The sequence below is a fragment of the Streptomyces desertarenae genome (genome assembly GCF_042681365.1).
GTDB classification, from domain to species: Bacteria; Actinomycetota; Actinomycetes; order Streptomycetales; family Streptomycetaceae; genus Streptomyces; species Streptomyces desertarenae.
Genome location: NZ_JBHUFU010000001.1, coordinates 301,651 through 319,609, shown reverse-complemented (window position 1 = coordinate 319,609; position 17,959 = coordinate 301,651). Strand labels below are relative to the sequence as shown.

Here is a 17,959-nt window from a genome sequence, read left to right as displayed (position 1 = left end):
CGGTCAGAACTCCTTGCGAATGTCACCGAGCAACTCCTCGGTGTGTCGTACTGATACGGCCTGCGCACCCATGCGGTCCAGGGCCTCCAGGTAGGCGGCCGTGTCGGGGCGCTCGTCGATGTAGACGGCACCGGTGAGGCTTTCGGTGTAGACGATGTCCGGGAGTTCCGGTATGTCGAACCGGAAGAGCTGGAACGGACCGAACATCCCCGGGTGGGGGCCCACGTCGAACGGCAGGACCTGGAGTGTGACGTTCGGCGCCGCCATCGCCTCCAGGAGCCGGTCGATCTGCTCCCGCATGACCCCGGCGTCCCCGACCGGCCTGCGCAGGACCGTTTCGTCCGCCACGACCCACAGGTGGGGGGCGTCTTCCCGGTCCAGGAGCGCCTGCCGCTCCATGCGCAGCGCCACACGGCGCTCCAGCTCCTCCTCGGAGGCGTTGGGGAAGCCGGTGCGCAGCAGCGCGCGGGCGTAGCCCTCGGTCTGGAGCAGGCCGGGGACGCAGTGCGGCTCGTAGCCGCGGATGACGCTCGCCGCCTCCTCCAGGCTCACGTACAGGCCGAACCAGTCGGGCAGGACGTCCCGGAAGCGGTGCCACCATCCCGGTCTGCGGGATTCCTCCACCAGTGCGAGGAAGGAGTCGATCTCCTGCCGTTCGACCCCGTAGGTCTCCAGCAGCTTCTCGACGAACAGCGGTTTCAAGCCGACTTCGGCCTTCTCCATCCGCCGTACCGTGGCGGCGTTGACGCTGAGCGCGCGGGCGGCCTCCTCGAAGGAGCAGCCGGCCCGTTCCCGCAGGTCGCGGAGTCTCAGGCCGAGCACGATCCGCCCGACGGTCGCCACTTTCCCTCCTCAAAACCCCGATCGAACAGAGAGTCTGACACACCGTCGATGGCGGACACAGCCTGCCTCTGAAGTTCTGCAATTTGCAAGACGCCTCTTGCCTTCTGCCTACCGCAGCGAGGATAGTGAGGGCTCCCGGCGGAACGAAGGACACGGAAGGCGGACGGCCGTGGCGCTACCCCTAGGCACGATGACGCTCCCGGACCCGGTCGGCGTCTGCACCGACCTGCGCCAGGAGACCTTCGAGCTGCCGGCCCAGGCCGTCTCCGTCTCCGACGCGCGCAACCGGGCCTTCGAGCGCCTGCTCCAGTGGGGGTTCGCCCCGGAGACCTGCCACACGGCGCGGCTGGTCGTCTCCGAGCTGTTCACCAACGCCGTACTGCACACCGACAGCGACCGGATCGGCTGCCTCCTCTACGTCGCCGACGGCCAGATCCGCATCGAGGTGCGCGACCAGGGCAGCTACACCAGCACCCCGGTCCGGTGCTTCCCCGGGGCCGACGAGGAGCGCGGCCGGGGACTCCAGCTGATCGAAACGCTCACACAGGCCTGGGGGGTGGAGTCCGCAGGACTCGGACTGGGCCACATCGTGTGGGCCGTCATCCGGCCCTGAGCCGTCCGGTGGCCGGATGACCGCGGGTCCGGCCCCGCCCCGGCGAGGGGGTGGGGCCGGACCGCAAAGGACCGGGCCCGAGCCGCGTGGGGGCGGCTCGGGCCCTTCCTCTTCCCTCCCTTTCCCTCCCTCTCCCTCCCCGCCCCGGCCGCCCGGCCGGAGCGGGGCCGTCGGCGCGGCCGCCCCGGGGTCACGAGGCGGCGTGCTCCACGGGGATCCACAGCTCCGCCTCCGCCTCGCGGCCGTCCTCCGACAGGCGCGCCCGCAGCATCTCGGGCCCCTGCCTGCTGCGGTAGGGGTTGGAGGGGAACCACTGCGTGAAGACGTCCCGCCACAGGTGCTGCACGGTCCGGGGGAACTCCCCCGAGACCTCGAACACCGCCCACGTCCCCGCCTCGACGGGCAGGGCGTCCATGCCGGACGGCGGCTCGGCACCGGTCGCCACCGCGTACCAGTAGTCGAGTTCGGTGCCCTCCGCGCGGTCCTCGGACAGGCCGTGACTCACGTTCACGATGCCGCGCGGCTCCTGGTCGGAGAGCTCCTCGATGCGCCGGGCCGTCTCCCGGCCCAGCCCCCGCACGAACCGCTCGATCGCGGGGTTGGGGCCCTCGTGCACCAGGGGCACGCGCGCCTTCCTGCCCACCAGGGCGAACCCCTCCTTCTCCACCAGCCGGTACCGCATGCCACTGCTCCCTTCGACGACGAGGCGGAAGGACATCCGGGGCTGGGCGCTGAGGGCGGCGCCGGTCCGCCTGGCCTCGCCGGGACCGACGCCGTGCACCGCGCGGAACGCCCGCGCGAACGCCTCGCCGGAGCCGTAGCCGTAGCGCACCGCGATCTCCAGCAGCGTGCGCTCCCCGGAGAGCACCTCGGCCCCCGCGACGGTGAGCCGCCTGCGGCGGACGTACTCGGACAGCCCGATGCCCGCCAGGGCGGAGAACATCCGGCGCAGGTGGTACTCCGAGGTGGCGGCGATCCGGGCCAGCTCGGCCGCCCCGACCTGCCGGTCCAGGTTCCGCTCGACGTGCTCCAGGGCCTGGTTGAGCCGGTCCAGCACTCCGGTCTCCTTCCTTCACCAACGGCGTCCACGCTAGGAAGGGGCGGTCCCGCCGGGCCCGACGATCCGTGCCCGATTGTGTCGGGTGGCCACCGGGTCATCCGCTCACACTCTTGCGCAAGGGATTGAAATATTTTTCGGCCACTTCTCCCCCACCGGGGCGGCGCCGCCCCCTTCCCGCGCTTCCGCTGGTCACCACGTCGCCCCCGCACCCCTGGACGGAGTCGGCAGCACAGGGAGTCCGCGGAGGCCGCAGAGGCAGGAGCCGGACCGACGCCAGATGAACCGGTCCGTACTGCGGCGAACCACCCGGCCCCCTCCCGGCGGTCCGACCGGCCGGCAGGACGGCTTCTTGCGCAAGACGTCGCAAAAAATTCCACCGCGAGCCGGGACTCCCTACGCTCGGACCGAGACGACACCCCCCGTTCCGAGCCTTCGTGAAGGGAAACCGCCGTGCGCGTTCCGATACGCCGCCCCGCCCTGCCCACCGCCCCCGCGGCCGTCCTCACCGCCGCCCTCGCCCTCCTCCTGGCGGGCACCGCCCTCGGCGGCACGGCGCGGGCCGCCGGGGAGCCGGCGGACGGAGGGGACTCCGCCTCCGGCTGCCTCCGCTACGCGGCCGGCTGGCGCTACACCCTCGTCACCAACGACTGCGACACCGCCCGGCACCTCACCGTGGTGTACTCCGACGGCCGGACCGTCCCCTGCCGCACCGCCGCGCCCCGCGAGACCGTGACGTTCCCCGGCCACGGCTTCGGGACCGGCACCGGCGTCACCGGGCTGCGCGACTGCCCGGCCGAGCCGGCCTGACGGCCCCGGCGCATCCGGGCTCCGGTGCGCCGGCCCGGCGGGGCCCGCGCCCCCTCACCCCTCCACCGGTCCGCCGCGCGCCCCCGCCTCCTCGCCGGCGGCGTCCAGCGCCAGGTGCCACGGGTACTCCTCCGGCCGCCCCTGCCCCGGCGGGTTCGGCTCGAACCCGCCGGGGCCGTACAGCATCCGCACCCCCGCCCCGCGCAGGATCTCCACCGAGCGGCCGAACTGCGGGTGCCGGGCGTAGGTGGAGTTCAGGCACGGCATCATCACCAGGGGGATGCGCTTGCCCACGGCCTCCGCCGTGAACCCCACGACGAACGTCGAAGTGATGCCCAGCGCACAGGCGTTGACCGTGTGCAGCGTCGCCGGCGCCACCACCACGACGTCCGTCCGGGGCCACGTCTCGGGCTCGCCGTACGCCCGGTAGGAGCTGCGCACCGGGTGCCCGGTCAGCTCCTCCAGCTCCTCCAGCCGGTCCGCCAGCCACTCCCGCGCGGTGGGCGTCAGGCCCAGGCACACCTCCCACCCCCGCGCCTGGGCGTCCCGGACCGCGCGGTCGACGTATACGACCGGCGGCGCCGCGCAGGCGAAGAGGTACATGACTCGCTTCCTCATGCCCGGAAGTCCATCACACCCGATCGGTGCGGACGTGTGGGAAGGACGGCCCTCCACGGGTAGCGTTCCTGCACTTGCACGGAACGGAGGAACCCTGGGTGCCCCCCTTCGACGACGAGCACATCGGCATCCGGATCGCAGCACAGCGGAAACGCGCCGGACTCACACAGCAGGGCCTCGCCCAGCGCATCCCCTACTCGTACAGCCTTCTGCGGCACGTCGAGAGCGGCCACAAGAGCGCCTCGCCGCAGTTCGTCGCCGCCGTCACCAGAGCCCTGGGCATCGACACCGCCGCGCTGACGGGCCAGCACTCCCCCTCCCCCCGGCCCGGCCGCGTCACCTCCCTGGTCCAACCCGTCCGCGAGGCGCTCGACCTGTTCGACCTGCCGCCGGACCCCCACCTGCCCACCGCGCCGCCCCAGGAGCTGGCCGCGGCCGCCGAGGCCCTCTGCCGCGACGTGCGCGGGGCGCGCCTGTACCAGGCGGCGACGGCGCTGCCCGCCCTCCTCGCCGACCTCACCGCCGCCTGCCGGGAGCACCCGACGACCGAGCTGTGGCGGGCCCTGGCCTCGGCCTGCCGCAGCGCCCACGACGTGACCACGAAGCTCGGCTGCTACGACCTGGCGACGGTGGCCCTGGACCGGATGGGCCGAGCCGCCGAGCACGCCGGCGATCCGCTGCTCGGCGCGATCCGCCAGTACAAGCGGGCCCTGTCCTACCGCAGCAGGGACGCCGAGCACCGCATCGGCCTGCGCATGGTGGCCGCGGGGCACGAGATGCTGCGCCAGACCGGGGAGAGCACCGAGTCGCTGGCCGTGGCCGGACAGCTCCACCTGGGCGCGGCCGTGATCGCCGCCCGGGCCGGCGACCGGGGCGCCGTGGAGTCCCACCTGGAGCGGGCCGGTGAGATCGCCCGGCGCACCGGCGAGGTCGGGTCGGTGCACTGGCTCTCCTTCGGTCCGGCGAACGTGGGGGCGCACGAGGTGTTCGCGCGGCTGGAACTGCGCCAGTACGACGAGGCGCTCGCGGCGGCCCGCGCCGTCCGGCCGCCGCACGGCTGGGCGGCGTCGCGGCGGGCGGCGCTGCTGGTGGACCGGGCCCGCGCGGAGATGGAGACCGGGCGGGCGGAGGCGGCGCTCGCCTCACTGGCCAAGGCCCGCGAACTGGCCCCCCAGCAGACCCGTTTCCACCCCCGGGTGCGCGAGACGGTCAACGGCCTGCTGAACCTGCGGCGCCGTTCGCCGGACGCCCTGACGCGGATGGCCGCCTGGGTGGGTGTGTGAGGTCCGGCCGCCGCTCCGGACGCGCGGCGGCCGGTGCCCGCGGCGGATGCCGGCGGCCGGTGTCACCGAAGAGTGACAGTTGAGGGGTGGCCGCGCCGCCACCCTGGGTGCGTAAGCGACCATGACGACGCCCGGGGACCTCCGTTGCAGACGCCTCCCGACGCCCCTTCCCCCGCCTCCGCGCCACCCCACGCGGCCGGCCGGCCGCGGTCCGGAGCCTCCGGGCCGCCGGACGCGGCGGACCCGGCGGCCGCGGCGGGGGCGGTGGACGTCGAGGCCGTCCGGCGCGCCGTGCGCCGGGCCCTGGCCCACGGCAGCGCCCTTCCCTCCCACGAGGAGCTGGTGGAGCTGGAGGCGCTGCTGCGGGAGCACATCCGGCGGCTGCTGCCCGCCGCGCGGGCCCGCGCGGCGGCGCCGCGGCCGGTCACCCCCCAGCGGCTGCGGTACCGGGCCCGTCTGGAGTGGATCGCCAACCAGGCCGGACGCGGGCTCGGCGACGGGTTGTCGGCCGCCCGGCGGCAGGTGCGGTCCCTCGCCCAGGACTGCCGCTGGCTGCTGCACCAGACACCCGAGTGGAACAGGAAGGCGACACCGTGACCCTCTCCCCCCTGCCCGCGCCGGACCACCGGACCGACCGGACCGTCCCCCCGCTGGGCGCGGTCCCCCGCCAGCGCCCCGCCCGGGAGGCCGCGCCGGAGCCGCGCACCGGGCCGGCCCGGCCCGCCCTGCCGGACTGCGGCACCGACGGCGACCCGCCGGCGACCGGCTGGCTGCACCCGACCGGCCGCGTCCCCGCCGTCCTGGCCGCCTGGGGGCACGGCGCGCTGGCCGAGGTCCCCACCGGGATCGCCTGGGACGTCGTGCGCGTCCCGGCCGAGCTGGGACCGGACACGGTGCGGCGGCTGCGTGCCGCGGGGGTGCGGCCGGGCCCCGTCCTGGCCACGCCGCTCGGTGCGGACTTCGTCGTCGCGCCCGGTTCGGTGGAGGGCTGGTCCGTCGCCGGGACGAGCGTGCTGAGCCGCGGCACCCTGGTGCTGCTGCCGCACCCGGAGGCCGTCGGGACGCGGCGGGTCGGGAACCGCGGCTGGCTCGTCGCCCCGGACGGCGACGGGACGCTGACCTGCGCGGCGGACCTGCGGGACGCCTACACCGAGGCCCTGGCCGCGGCGGCGGCCCGGGAGGCGGCGGCCTCCGCCGAGTCCGTCTGAGGGGCGGGACCGGAAGCCGCCCCCGCCGTCCGCACCGCCGTCCCCCGCTCCGCCCCGCGAGCCCCCGCGCACCGGGGCTCGCGGGGCGCACGCATGGGAAGCGGTCACCCGGATAGGCGTACGGGGTGAGCAGTTACCAGGAGAGAGGCGTTCCCGCCGAGGCCGACGCATCCTCGCCCGCGCCGCCGCGCGCACCCGTGGCGCCGCGGGCGAGAACGCTGTCACCGCGGCCGATGGAGCCGCGGCGTGACGGCGAGGGCAGCCTGGCCCACGTGGTGGAGACCCTCCTCGACAAGGGCCTGGTGCTCAACGCGGACATCATGGTGTCGGTGGCCGGCGTCGAACTCCTCGGCATCCGGCTGCGCGCGGCCCTGGCCTCGTTCGAGACGGCCGCGCGCTACGGGCTGGAGTTCCCCTCCGGCACCGACGTCGAGACCGCCGCCTGGCGCGAGGCCCGCGAGGAGCGGGACACCTGCCCCGCGTGCGGCAAGCGCTCCCCGGTGCGGCAGCTGCTGGACGACATGTGCCCGTGGTGCGGGTGGCGCAGCGCCCGGTCGCGGCTGGCCGACGGCGCCGCCGCCTCCCGGTCCGCCCTGCCGGACGCCTCCGGCGCCCCGGCGGAGCCTTCCAGCCGCCCGGCGCCGCGCGGGGAACCCGCCCCCGGGGACGGCCGGCCGTGACCGGGCGAGCCCCCCGCACCGGACCGCCCGCCGCGCCGCCGGCCACCGCCCCGTCCGGCCGCACGCCGCCGCTGAAGCCGACGCGGGACCCGCGCGTGACGCTGGACGACCTCGTCGAGGTCCTCCTCAACAAGGGCGCCGTCCTCCACCTCGACCTCATCGTGGCGGTGGCCGACATCCCGCTGATCGGCGTCAGCCTGCGCGCCGCGATCGCCGGCATGGAGACCATGCTGGAGTACGGCATGATGCGCCAGTGGGACGAGGACACCCGCGCCTGGGTGGAGCGCTCCACCGCCCGCCGCGACCTGGAACTGTCGGACGGCGAGCGGCACGTGGCCCACATGCACGGCGGCCACCTGCTCGAGGACGGCCTCCAGACCACCTGGCGCCCCGGCACGATCCACCTCACCGACCGGCGGCTGGTGGTGCTGCGCCGCGAGCCGCGCGAGGTGCTGTGGGAGGCGGCGCTGGCGTCGGTCCGCGCGGTGCGGCCGGAGAGCGAGCGCACCGTCGGCGGCGAGGTGCGCACCCGGCTGCGCGTCGTCCTCGACGGCGGCCGCGAGGGGCTGCTGTCCGCCTCCGACCCGGAGAAGCTGCGCGAACTGCTGGCCGGCACCTGCCCCGGGCCGCTGGAGACCGGTCCGGCGCCGCAGGGGGGCGGCGGGGAGCGCACCGCCTTCGAGGGCCACCTGTGGTACCACGAGCCGCGCCGGAGCGGCCCCCTGTGGCGGGGCGGGCATGGACGGCTCACCCCGGACGGACTGGTCTGGAAGTCGCCGCTGGACGCCCGGCCCGCCCTCGTCGTGCCCGCCGGCGACATCGTCGCGGCCCGCCCCGTGCCCGGGGGCGGACCGTCCGGCGAGGGAACCGTCCTCGCCCTGGAGACGGCCTCGCAGGGGACGGTGGCGCTCGCGGCCGACGAACCGCGCCGCTGGGCGCGGGCCCTGGAATCGCTGCGCCTCGAACCGTCACCGCCGCGCCCGGCGTGACGCACCCGGCGCGACGCGCCCGCACCCGCACGGCAGCAGCTGGGAGGAGAGAGAACATGGCCATCACCGTCGACGAGAAGAGCCTGAAACAGGGTGTGCTGTCCCTGGTCGTCACCCTGGTCGAGGTGATCCAGGAGGCCCTGGAGCGCCAGGCGCTGCGCCGGATGAACGGCGGCGACCTCACACCGGAGGAGCTCGAACGCCTCGGCGACGCGCTCCTCGAACTCGACGAGGCGATCGAGGAGATCAAGGCGGACCACGGCATCACCGACTCCGTCGCGGACCTCCACCGGGGCCTGGACGAGGTCGTGGACGACGTGGTGGACAAGCTGGTCAATCCGGCCCGCTGGGCACAGGAGGCACGGAGGTGACGGACGCCATGGCGCACCGCCCGACGGCTCCGGCGGAGGACACCGCGTCCGCCGCCGGCCGGGCCCTGTACGTGTACGCCCTGCTTCCCGACCAGGGGGGCGCGGCCGACGGCGTCACCGGCGTCGACGGCCGCCCCCTGCGCCTGGTGGCCGCGCCGGGCACGGGCATCGCCGCGCTGGTGCACGACGCGGACCCCGTCCCCTACGAAGGGACGGACGAGGAGGTGCGCCGCCGGGTGGCCGAGCAGGACCGGGCGGTGGTGGCGGTGTGGGAGCGCACCGGGGCGCTGCTGCCCATGACCTTCAACGTGCTGGTCGCCCCCGAGGCTTCCGGCGCCGCCGACCCGCCGCGCCCGGCCGAGGACCGGCTGTGCGACTGGATCGCCTCCCGCGCTCCCGAACTCCGCGCCCAGCTCCGGTCCCTGGCCGGCCGGGCCGAGGTGCGGGTGGAGATCACCGTCGACCGGGCCGCCTCCGCGCAGGACGACGAGGGCGCCCGTGCCCTGGAGGCGGAGATGGCCCGGCGCTCCCCGGGGCTGCGGCGGCTGATGTCCAAGCAGCTGGAGCAGATGCGCCGGGAGGCCTCCGAGCGGCTGGCCGACGCCCTCCACGCCGACGTGCGGCGCCGTCTGCTGGCCGTGGCCGAGGACCTGCGCGAGCGCAGCCGGGCCGTGCGGGACCCGGGGGAGGCGGACGTCCTCTCCGCCGCCCTGCTGGTGCGCACCTCCGACATCGAGGAGGTCGGCGCCGTCCTCGCGGCCCTCCAGGACGAGTGCCCGGCCGCCCGCATCCGCTTCCTGGGCCCCTGGCCGCCGTACTCCTTCACCGAACTGCCCGAGGGCACGCCCCGCGAGCCCTCCGCCGTCCGCGGCTGACGTCCCGGGGCCGTGCGCCGCCCGGACGCCCGTGCGGCCCCCGCACGGCCGTGCGGGGGCCCGGCGGGCCCGGGTGCCGACAGGACCTCAGATGGAGAACTCCGCCGGGGAGATGCCCAGCGTGGCGCAGGCCTCGCGGATGACGTGCTGCTCGGCCTGGGCGATGTAGCCGTCGGCACCCGCGATGACGATGCCGGTCTGGATCACCGCCCGGGCCTCGGAGGGCTTCTTGGCGGCCTTGGCGACCTCCTGCATCGCCTCCGCGCGGCCCGCCGCGGGGTTGGCCATGATCCGGTCGACGTGCCGGTTGAACCGCTGGCGCAGCTGGTCGGGCGGGAAGTTCTGGAGGACGTCGTTGCCGACGATCAGCGTCTCCATCTGCCGCCGCTCGGAGGCGTCGACCTGCCCGTCCGCGGCGGCCACCAGCGCGCACATGGCCATGCTCGCGTCCCGGTAGGCACCGCTCTTCAACTCGGCCTTGGCCGCGCTGAGCTGGGACTTCAGCAGACCGACGAGCTGGGCCTTCGAACCCCCTCCACCGCCGGACCCACCGGACCCGCCGGGGCCACCGGACCCGCCGGGGCCACCGGACCCGCCGGACCCGAAGCCGTGGCCCTGGCCCTGGCCGCCCGCCCCCTGTCCGCCCCGGGACTGCTGGAGGTTCTTGGCCTGGTCCTTGATCCGATCCCACATCGCCACTGGCGCCACCTCGGCTTCGATTGCGGCCCGTCTGGTGCGGACCGCCGCGTCACTCGGTCTGCCCCGTCAACGCGCCCGGGCCCCCTCCTGGTTCCGCCGCGACCGGACCGATGTGGTGGAGCCACCCGATCCGGTCACGGCGGGGCGGGCGTCAGCCGCCGGCGCCGGTGGCGCACTCGCTCCCGTTGAGGGAGAACCGCTCCGGCGGGGACGTGTCACCGGTGTGGGAGGCCACGAAGCCGAAGGTGACGGAGGCACCCGGAGCGATCGCCGCGTTGTAGGGGGCGTTGCCGGCGGTGGTGACGGCGGCCTCGGAGAAGACGGCGCCCCAGCCCGAGATGATGTCCTGTCCCGTGGGGAGGGTGAAGGAGAGCTCCCAGCCGTCGACCGGGCCGGCACCGGTGTTGGTGACGGTGACCTCGGCGGTGAAGCCCGTGCCCCAGGTGTTCGTCCTGTAGTCGACGTGGCAGGTGCGCACGGGCTCGGAGTTCTCGAAGGCCACCCGGTGCAGTCCGCCGGGAAGGTCGTTGACGACGTAGAACTCGCCCTCCGCCGTGGTGCCGATCGCGGTCACCTGGGTGGGCATCTCACCGATCTCGGCGTGCAGGTGGCCGCCGCTGCCGTCCTCGCGCAGCGCCCACACGGTGGACGAGCAGTAGTCGGTGGCGATGTACGTGCCCCCCACCAGGTCGGCGAACCGCTCACCGCGGTAGACGTGCCCGCCGATGACCGCGCAGTTGCCGTCCTCGCCCAGCGGGTAGGCGAAGACCGGCTCGGTGTACTCCTCGCCGGGCAGGCAGTGCTCCTGCTCGAACACCTCCAGCCCCTCGTAGCAGGACCAGCCGAGGTTCGCCCCGCCCTGCCCGGGGGCCAGGTGGTTGATCTCCTCCCAGCGCCCCTGGCCGACGTCGCCGATCCACATCGAGCCGTCCGCGCTGTCGAAGGAGAACCGCCAGGGGTTGCGCAGCCCGTACAGCCAGATCTCCTCCCGGGCGCCCTCGACGCCGACGAACGGGTTGTCCTCGGGAACGCAGTAGGGCAGGTCGCCGCAGCGTCCGCCGACGTCGATGCGCATGATCTTGCCCAGCAGGGTGTCCAGCCGCTGCCCGCTGCGGAAGGGGTCGCCGGAACCGCCGCCGTCGCCGATGCTCCAGTACAGGTGGCCGTCGGGGCCGAAGGCGAGCTGGCCGCCGTTGTGGTTGCTGTACTCGGCGTGCTCCTGGGAGAGCAGCACCTCCGGGCCGGTGCCGTCGAGCCGGTGACGGGCCAGGGTCACCGCGCCGTCCGGCAGCGCCGTGTACGCCAGGTACACCTCCCGGCTGTCGGCGAAGTCGGGAGGCAGGGCGATGCCGAGCAGCCCGCGTTCGTTGCCCGAGTTGTCCACCGCCGAGGAGACGTCGAGGAGCGGAGTGGCCGCCAGACCCGTGTCCGGGTGGTAGACGCGGACGGTGCCGGACTTCTCGGTGATGAACAGCCGGCCCGTCCCGTCGTCGGGCGCGGCGATGGCGGTGGGGCGCTTCAGCCCGGAGGCGACCTGGGTGGTGGTCGTGGTGATGTTCTCCAGCGGCACCGACGCGGTCTCCGCCCGCCGTTCGGCGCCGCTCCCGGCGGATGCCGACGGGGCGGCGGGTGGGGAGGCGGACACCGAGGAGGGGGCGATCACGGCCAGTGAGAGGGCGAGCAGCAGCGAACCGGCCCAGCGGCGTCGTAACATGTGGCGACTCCAGGCGTGAGAACGTTGTCGTGGGGGGCGGGAAGCGCGTCCGCCCTCGCCGGCCGCCCCGGCCGCCGTCGATCGCATCCGGACCGCACAGGGCCGCGAAGACCGGCTGGGCATCCGGCACTTCGGTGCGTCCGGGGGACCGTACCGGCTCCCCCGGCCACCGCACCAGACGGCCCGGCGCCCCGGATCCGGGCCGTACCGCTCCTCCCCGCGGCCCGTGCGCCGCCGGTGCGTCCGTCGTCTGGTTTCGCCCACCGGTTTCGACGGCAGTCGTTCAGTTCTTCGGGAGGCGCCCGGCCGCGGCGTGTTCGATGTTCACGAGGAGCGACAGCACCCGCGCACGCCGATGAGAATGCTGCCGCTGCAGGCCGGCCCTACGGGTACTGGATGCTGCACGGTGCGGATGGTCGGGATCGGTGGGGCAAGCGAAGACGCTGGGCTTGCCGGAGCGGCCCTCGGTGACCTGGGCGGGGGTGCGGACCGAAAGGCGGGGGCAGGTCTCGCTCCTAGTGGCCGGCCGTCGGCGGGGCCGTCGGGTGCCACTCGCGGCGGAGGAGGCCGAAGACCCAGGAGTCGGAGACGTCACCGTTGACGACGCAGTCCTCGCGGAGGGTGCCTTCGCGGACGAAGCCGAGCTTCTCCAGGACCCGGGCGGACGCCACGTTGCGGGTGTCGGTCTCGGCCTGGACGCGGTTCAGGTCCAGGGTGTCGAACGCCCACCGCAGGACGGCGTGCGCGGTCTCCGTGGCGTAGCCGTGGCCCCACGCGGCGGCGTCGAAGACATAGCCCAGGGACGCGCTGCGGAAGTCCGGGTTCCAGCTGGTCAGGCCGCACCAGCCGATGAACGCGTCGTCGCGGACGCGGTCGACGGCCACCCGCGCTCCCGTGCCTTCCTCCTCGATCGTCCGGCAGGCCGCGATGAAGCGCTGGGCGCGGGCCGGTTCGGTCCACGGCGGGGAGTCCCAGTAACGCAGCACGTGGGCGCTGCTGTGCAGCGCGTAAAGCGGCGCCGCGTCGGCGTCGGTGAACGGCCGCAGCCGCAGGCGGGCGGTGTGCAGCTCGGGGGTGGGCAAGGTCATGCGGAGTATCCTGCCGCGTCACGCTCGCCCCGGACCATCCGTTTATCCGGACGGTCGGGGGCGCGTACGTCCCCGATGACACCGGACGCGCCGCATGGGCACGTCCGCTGGCAGGCACCCGATCAGCCGGACTGGTGGACCGGCACGGTCACCGCCGCAGGGCCGCTTCCACCTGCCGGAATTCAGCGCACCGGTGAGGTCGGAGCACTGGGGACCCCGACGGCGTCGGCCATCGCACCCCCAGTAGTGGCTCCCCGTGCCAGTGCTGCTGTCGAAACCCGTGAACATTTCGATTCCCCCTCGGGCGGCGGCTGCTTCCCGAACCGGTGTACATCCGCTGCCCGTTCTCGCGGACAGAGCCAGTCGTCCGTCAGGAGTCGAGCACGGCGGCGACCGCCTCGATCTCCACGAGCTGGTCGTCGTAGCCGAGGACGGTGACGCCCAGCAGCGTGCTGGGGACGTCGTGGTCGCCGAAGGCGTCCCGGACCACCTCCCAGGCGGCCACCAGGTCCCGCTGCCGACTGGAGGCGACGAGCACCCGGGTGCTGATGACGTCCTCGATCGTCGCACCGGCGGCGGCGAGCGCGGTCCTCATGTTCTCCAGCGCCTTGGCGGCCTGCCCCGCGTAGTCGCCCACCGCCGCCGTGCTCCCGTCCTCGTTCAGGGGGCAGGCCCCCGCGAGGAACACCAGGCGGGCGTCGGCCGGAGCGGTCGCGGCGTATGCGTACTCGGCGACGTCCGACAGGGAGTCGGACCGGATCAGCGTGACGGCACGTGCCATGGGAGGTCCCCTTCCGGCTGGTTTCAGGCCGCCATCCTCCCGGCGTCCCGCGGTGCGCCGCCAGCGGTTTTCCGGGGACCCGCCGGCGGGCGCGGGCGGGTTCGAACCGCCGGCATCCGCCTGCACGTTCGACCACCGGGCCGCGCGGCCTGCCCGGGCTCCGCCTTCGACGGCTCCCGGTCCTCCCGCGGCTGCCCCGGTCCGCAGTCGTCCGGGGACGCCGGTGTCACCCGGTGAGGTCGGCCGCGGCGGCGCCCGGGTTCACTTCCTGCGGCGCTTGCGCGCCTTCGCCTTGCGCTTCTCGACGGTGTACGACGACCAGTCGCCGCGGTGGAGGTGGCAGCGTGACGCGCCGACCATCGCGAGGTTCTGGCACCGGGTGCCCTTCTCCGTCCACGCTCCGCACTTCGACTGCGTACGCGCCACGATGAGCCCTCCCCTGCCTCACGAGCCGCCTCGACTCGTTCAGGGTCGCCGGTGCCGCGGTTCCGTGGGAGGGCGCACGGAGAAGCCGTTGAAGCGCTCCCGGAGCACATGCGCGCCCCTGACGGCCGCGTTCTTGGGGATCATGTCCGGGCCGGAAGGGCTCAGGCGGGCTCTCCGGGCACAGGCATGGCCCCTCCCACGTCGCAGACCGACTCCGGCCCCAGACCGGAACAGGGAGGCCGCCGTCACCCTCGGCCGTCTCTGTCATCGTCTGCCACCCCCGCACGGCTCACGGACGGCCCAGGCCCCGGTGCCCCTCCTGCTTCGACGGGACCGTCGGACCGCACCCGACCGCCCTGGGGTGCGACGTGGTGCGGGCCTCGACATGGATGGATGACGCGAACGATGCCGTCGCCCCGCGGCCCGGACTGCCGATGTCGCCTGTCCTCGGTGGCCGGACACGTCCACCGACGAGGGACCACGCGGGCGCATGGTCAAGGCTGCGTCGCGGCAACCTTGATGCCGAACCCGATCAGGACGACGCCGGTCACACGATCCATGACCCGTCGCACGACGGGCTTCCGGAAGAACGCGCGAGCCTTGGCCAGCAGTAGCACGTAGCTGCCCAGCCAGACCAGAGTGAGCACGGCATGCAGGAGCACAAGAAGAGCCATTCCCACATGCGGTGCCATGCCGGAAGGCGCGAGCGTGGGCAGCAGACCCGTATAGAAGACAGCGATCTTCGGGTTGAGGATGTTGCTCACGAAGCCCGTATGCCACGGACTCCCCTTCGGAACGGCTTCAGCTGGTGCGGGAGTGGCACCACGGTGACGCCGACTTTGCAGCAGCGCCTGCACTCCGAGGAACGTCAGGTAGGCAGCACCGACCAACTTGATCACCGTGTAAGCAGTGGCAGATGCCGCCAGTACGGCCGCCAGTCCAGCCACGGTGAGCACGCCCCAGGCGAGTAGACCAGCGGTGATGCCCCCGACCGTGCGCAGCCCGTCCCGCCGGCCGCACGCCACGGCTCGTCTCGTCACGACAGCCATGTCGGGGCCGGGAACCACGGTCAGCACAGCAAGCACACCGGCTGCGGCAAGGAGCTGTACGAACATGCGTTCATCATCCCACTCGACCGCAAGCCCCCGGTCCTCTTGCTTCGCCGTCGCCCCCACCTGCCACTCACCCCGGCCCCCATCCCCTCCGCCGTCGACCCACACCGTGGAGCGGGCGTGGTCCGTGGCGGGATCGTCTGCTCGGCTGCCGTGTGGACACGCCGCTCAGGACATCCGGCGGGAAGCGGTGAGCCACACGGACCGGCTGCTTCGGAGGCGTCCTGATCACGGCTGACCGCCGCCGTTGATGTCAGATGGTGATGTCAAAGCCCCCCGACCTCGCTCGGCCGGGGGGCTTCGTGCCGGTGGGCGCAGACGGGTTCGAACCGCCGACATCTGCCTTGTAAGCCTGGCACCTCTCGCTGGCAGACCTTCGATGGTCACTCCCCAGGCTCCGGTGCCGCTCCTGTCAGCGGTTCCCGCACCGTCATAGTCCCCGAGTGACCGTGGCTGACCCCTCGATCTGGCACGGCTGTGGCACGCGGCCCGCCTTCGACACTCGCCTTGTAAGTTCGATCACCGGCCTGCGTGGCCTGCTCAGCTCTCGCATCTCCGGCAGCTCTTGGTCCTCCTACGACTCCCTCGGTCTGCTGTTGTCCGGGGACGTTGATGTCACCTGGTGATGTCAGCGCACGCTGTGGCGCTTGGTAAGCGGTTAGTGATGTTTTGTTGCCGAACCGGGGTCGCTCTGAGCGACTGGAGTGGGACGATAGGCGGTCCAACCCTGCGCGAACGAGGGGGTGCCGGATGCGGCAGGTGGGACGCTGGCTGGCCATCGGGGTGGCGTCGTTGGCGGTGTTCGGGCTGTGTGTGTGGCTGGGGGATGTGGTGTTGCCGTGGGAGCGGCCGGAGCGTATCGCCACGGGTGCGGGAGCGGGCGCAGTGCTGGCGGCCGTGGTGGTGGCCTGGGCGGTCTGGCGGATCGGTTCCCCAGCCTCTCCCGCATCGTCCCCGGCCCAGAGTGGCCCGGTGGCGTCGGGCGAGCGGTCGGTGACGGTAGGCGGGGATAACTCCGGAACAGTCGTGACCGGGGACGGAAACACGGTGCAGCGGTGACCGATCCTGAGATTCTGCCCACTCCGGGCGAGCGATCGGTGACAGTTGGTGGGGACAACTTCGGAACAGTGATCCCCGGGAACCACAACCGGATCGAGCAGCACATCGTCGTGTTGCCTGAGGGGGCTCTGCGGGCGGCGGTGGAGGATGGCTCGGTGGCCCGGGTGAACAACCTGCCCGCCCCGGACAGCCAGGTGTTCAAGGGCCGCAAGGAGGCTCTGGCCCAGCTTGCGCGGCTACCCTCGGCCGGGACCGGAATCGTGGCGCAGAGCGTGAAGGGCATGGGCGGAGTCGGCAAGAGCACGCTGGTGCTACACCACGCCCACCGGCACCGCGACGATGGTGGCGGCCCGGTGTGGTGGTTCGACGCCGAAAAGGAAGAGCAAGTCACTGCAGGGCTGGCCGGACTAGCTGCCGCGCTGGATCCGGTGCATGCGGCGCTGCCGCTGGAGGACGCAGCCCAGTGGACGGTCACCTGGTTGCAGGGCTGCACCGGGTGGCTGCTGGTCTTCGACAACGTCGAGAACCCCGCTCACCTGCGCTCCCTGCTGGGTCGGCTCACCACCGGGCAGGTGCTGATCACCACCCGGCGCGACCTGCCCTGGCAGGACCTGGGCACCGCCGTGTATCTGGACACTCTTGACCCACCGGCCTCGCTGGCTGTCCTGCAGGACCTCACCGGCCGACACAGGGAGGGCGATGCCCCCGCCCTGGCCGGTTTGGCCAGCGAGCTGGGGCATCTGCCGCTGGCGCTGCAGCAGGCCGGCGCCTACCTTGCCCAGACCCGCACTAGTCCGGTCGCCTACCTGGACCGGCTGCGCACCGACCCGGCCACCACCTTGGCCACCACCGCTCCCGGCGATCCTCACCAGCGCACCATCGCCCGCCTGTGGACCCTCACCCTCACCGCCCTGCAGGGCATCGACCCGGACGCGGTGAAGCTGCTGCAGATCCTGGCCTACTACGCCCCCGATCCCTTGCCCCGCGACGTGTTGACTCCCGCCCTGCCCGACCCGCACGCGGTGGACCAAGCGCTGGGACTGCTGGCTGCCTACAGCATGATCACTCTCACCGATACTGCTGTCACCGTTCACCGCCTAGTCCAGGCTGTCGTGCGCACCACCACTCCACTCCACGAATCCCCGCCCCACCTCTCATGGTTGCGGCAGCTTCTCCGACGCCCGCATCCGAAGGCCGCGCCGCACCCCAGCAAAACCGCCCTGTTCCTGCTGCGCCAGGCACTGCCATCCGGCAGCCCCGGAGAGGCCCGCGACTGGCCACGCTGGCAGGATCTGCTACCCCACATCCAAGCCGTGGCCACCCACCACAACGACAACCACCCTCATCCGCTGGCATCCCATCTCCTGGGACAGACCGCCTTCTACCTCCACGCCCGAGGGCAGGCCGCACAAGCGTTGCCACTAGCTGAGCGGGCGCTGGGCATCGCTGAGGCCGCCCTGGGCCCTAACCATCCCGACACCGCCGTCCGCCTAGGCAACCTCGCCAGCACTCTGGTTGAGCTGGGGCGGCACGCTGAAGCCCTGCCATTCGCGGAACGGGCGCTGGGCATCGCTGAGGCCGCCCTGGGCCCTAACCATCCCGACACCGCCGTCCGCCTAGGCAACCTCGCCGCTACGCTGGGGAAGCTGGGGCAGCACGCTGAGGCCCTGCCGTTGGCGGAACGGGCACTGACCATCACCGAGGCCGTCCTCGGCCCCAACCACCCCGACACC

19 protein-coding genes are annotated in these 17,959 nt (G+C 73.5%); 10 read left to right on the top strand and 9 right to left on the bottom strand.

What is annotated here, in order from left to right; genetic code table 11:
• Positions 1–3: 3 nt before the first annotated feature.
• On the bottom strand, positions 4–843 hold the full coding sequence (locus tag ACFSJS_RS01375; protein WP_380895758.1) for a helix-turn-helix domain-containing protein: 840 nt from the start codon (positions 841–843) through the stop codon (positions 4–6).
• A gap of 190 nt (positions 844–1,033) precedes the next feature.
• Here ACFSJS_RS01375 and ACFSJS_RS01370 point away from each other — a divergent pair, with 190 nt between their 5' ends.
• Positions 1,034–1,456 (top strand): ATP-binding protein, encoded by a 423-nt coding sequence (locus tag ACFSJS_RS01370; protein WP_380895756.1) that lies wholly within the window; start codon positions 1,034–1,036, stop codon positions 1,454–1,456.
• Positions 1,457–1,646: 190 nt separating this feature from the next.
• Here the strand turns inward: ACFSJS_RS01370 and ACFSJS_RS01365 are convergent, their stop codons facing one another.
• A complete protein-coding gene (locus ACFSJS_RS01365) occupies positions 1,647–2,513 on the bottom strand; it encodes an AraC family transcriptional regulator (RefSeq protein ID WP_380895754.1) in 867 nt (288 codons plus the stop codon).
• A 453-nt stretch (positions 2,514–2,966) separates the two neighbouring features.
• Here ACFSJS_RS01365 and ACFSJS_RS01360 point away from each other — a divergent pair, with 453 nt between their 5' ends.
• Positions 2,967–3,323: an alpha-amylase gene (locus ACFSJS_RS01360; RefSeq protein ID WP_380895752.1), complete on the top strand. Its 357-nt coding sequence runs from the start codon at positions 2,967–2,969 to the stop codon at positions 3,321–3,323.
• Positions 3,324–3,377: 54 nt separating this feature from the next.
• Here ACFSJS_RS01360 and ACFSJS_RS01355 read toward each other — a convergent pair whose 3' ends face one another.
• Positions 3,378–3,941 (bottom strand): flavoprotein, encoded by a 564-nt coding sequence (locus ACFSJS_RS01355; RefSeq protein WP_380895750.1) that lies wholly within the window; start codon positions 3,939–3,941, stop codon positions 3,378–3,380.
• Between the two features lie 98 nt (positions 3,942–4,039).
• Between ACFSJS_RS01355 and ACFSJS_RS01350 the strand changes: the two genes are divergently transcribed.
• The 7 genes from ACFSJS_RS01350 (at position 4,040) to ACFSJS_RS01320 (ending at position 9,347) form a co-directional block, all read left to right on the top strand.
• Complete coding sequence (locus ACFSJS_RS01350; protein WP_380895748.1) at positions 4,040–5,224, top strand: helix-turn-helix domain-containing protein; 1,185 nt, start codon at positions 4,040–4,042, stop codon at positions 5,222–5,224.
• A gap of 264 nt (positions 5,225–5,488) precedes the next feature.
• A complete protein-coding gene (locus ACFSJS_RS01345; protein ID WP_380895746.1) occupies positions 5,489–5,821 on the top strand; it encodes a DUF6415 family natural product biosynthesis protein in 333 nt (110 codons plus the stop codon).
• On the top strand, positions 5,818–6,432 hold the full coding sequence (locus ACFSJS_RS01340) for a hypothetical protein (RefSeq protein WP_380895744.1): 615 nt from the start codon (positions 5,818–5,820) through the stop codon (positions 6,430–6,432). Before ACFSJS_RS01345 ends, ACFSJS_RS01340 begins: the two co-directional genes overlap by 4 nt.
• 233 nt (positions 6,433–6,665) lie before the next feature.
• Positions 6,666–7,112 (top strand): gas vesicle protein, encoded by a 447-nt coding sequence (locus ACFSJS_RS01335; protein WP_380895742.1) that lies wholly within the window; start codon positions 6,666–6,668, stop codon positions 7,110–7,112.
• A gap of 95 nt (positions 7,113–7,207) precedes the next feature.
• Positions 7,208–8,101: a gas vesicle protein gene (locus tag ACFSJS_RS01330; RefSeq protein WP_380895740.1), complete on the top strand. Its 894-nt coding sequence runs from the start codon at positions 7,208–7,210 to the stop codon at positions 8,099–8,101.
• Between the two features lie 56 nt (positions 8,102–8,157).
• Positions 8,158–8,472: a gas vesicle protein K gene (locus ACFSJS_RS01325; RefSeq protein WP_380895738.1), complete on the top strand. Its 315-nt coding sequence runs from the start codon at positions 8,158–8,160 to the stop codon at positions 8,470–8,472.
• Positions 8,469–9,347, top strand: coding sequence for a GvpL/GvpF family gas vesicle protein (locus ACFSJS_RS01320; RefSeq protein ID WP_380895736.1), 879 nt, complete (start codon positions 8,469–8,471; stop codon positions 9,345–9,347). The genes ACFSJS_RS01325 and ACFSJS_RS01320 overlap by 4 nt, the downstream gene beginning before the upstream one ends.
• 87 nt (positions 9,348–9,434) lie before the next feature.
• On the opposite strand, the gene ACFSJS_RS01315 is transcribed toward ACFSJS_RS01320, so the two are convergent.
• The 6 genes from ACFSJS_RS01315 to ACFSJS_RS01290 all read right to left on the bottom strand — a co-directional run bounded on the left by ACFSJS_RS01315 (position 9,435) and on the right by ACFSJS_RS01290 (position 15,170).
• A complete protein-coding gene (locus ACFSJS_RS01315; RefSeq protein WP_380896748.1) occupies positions 9,435–10,040 on the bottom strand; it encodes a tellurite resistance TerB family protein in 606 nt (201 codons plus the stop codon).
• Positions 10,041–10,197: 157 nt separating this feature from the next.
• Positions 10,198–11,760, bottom strand: coding sequence for a PQQ-dependent sugar dehydrogenase (locus tag ACFSJS_RS01310; protein ID WP_380895733.1), 1,563 nt, complete (start codon positions 11,758–11,760; stop codon positions 10,198–10,200).
• A gap of 515 nt (positions 11,761–12,275) precedes the next feature.
• A complete protein-coding gene (locus ACFSJS_RS01305; protein WP_380895728.1) occupies positions 12,276–12,848 on the bottom strand; it encodes a GNAT family N-acetyltransferase in 573 nt (190 codons plus the stop codon).
• Positions 12,849–13,218: 370 nt separating this feature from the next.
• Positions 13,219–13,629 carry a RidA family protein gene (locus ACFSJS_RS01300; RefSeq protein ID WP_380895726.1) on the bottom strand — a complete coding sequence of 137 codons (411 nt, stop codon included), beginning with the start codon at positions 13,627–13,629 and terminating at the stop codon, positions 13,219–13,221.
• A gap of 261 nt (positions 13,630–13,890) precedes the next feature.
• The gene (locus ACFSJS_RS01295) at positions 13,891–14,055 is read right to left on the bottom strand and encodes an HGGxSTG domain-containing protein (protein WP_380895724.1); all 165 of its coding nucleotides are present in this window, start codon (positions 14,053–14,055) and stop codon (positions 13,891–13,893) included.
• Positions 14,056–14,549: 494 nt separating this feature from the next.
• A complete protein-coding gene (locus tag ACFSJS_RS01290) occupies positions 14,550–15,170 on the bottom strand; it encodes a LysE family translocator (RefSeq protein WP_380895722.1) in 621 nt (206 codons plus the stop codon).
• Positions 15,171–16,222: 1,052 nt separating this feature from the next.
• Here ACFSJS_RS01290 and ACFSJS_RS01285 point away from each other — a divergent pair.
• Positions 16,223–17,959: tetratricopeptide repeat protein (locus ACFSJS_RS01285; RefSeq protein WP_380895720.1), on the top strand; the 1,737-nt coding region annotated here is incomplete at its 3' end.

Coding starts and splice junctions, on each gene's coding strand:
- ACFSJS_RS01290 (WP_380895722.1), bottom strand. CDS start 15,170: ATGTTCGTACAGCTCCTTGCCGCAGCCGGTGTGCTTGCTGTGCTGACC.
- ACFSJS_RS01355 (WP_380895750.1), bottom strand. CDS start 3,941: ATGAGGAAGCGAGTCATGTACCTCTTCGCCTGCGCGGCGCCGCCGGTC.
- ACFSJS_RS01300 (WP_380895726.1), bottom strand. CDS start 13,629: ATGGCACGTGCCGTCACGCTGATCCGGTCCGACTCCCTGTCGGACGTC.
- ACFSJS_RS01325 (WP_380895738.1), top strand. CDS start 8,158: ATGGCCATCACCGTCGACGAGAAGAGCCTGAAACAGGGTGTGCTGTCC.
- ACFSJS_RS01335 (WP_380895742.1), top strand. CDS start 6,666: ATGGAGCCGCGGCGTGACGGCGAGGGCAGCCTGGCCCACGTGGTGGAG.
- ACFSJS_RS01370 (WP_380895756.1), top strand. CDS start 1,034: ATGACGCTCCCGGACCCGGTCGGCGTCTGCACCGACCTGCGCCAGGAG.
- ACFSJS_RS01315 (WP_380896748.1), bottom strand. CDS start 10,040: ATGTGGGATCGGATCAAGGACCAGGCCAAGAACCTCCAGCAGTCCCGG.
- ACFSJS_RS01305 (WP_380895728.1), bottom strand. CDS start 12,848: ATGACCTTGCCCACCCCCGAGCTGCACACCGCCCGCCTGCGGCTGCGG.
- ACFSJS_RS01310 (WP_380895733.1), bottom strand. CDS start 11,760: ATGTTACGACGCCGCTGGGCCGGTTCGCTGCTGCTCGCCCTCTCACTG.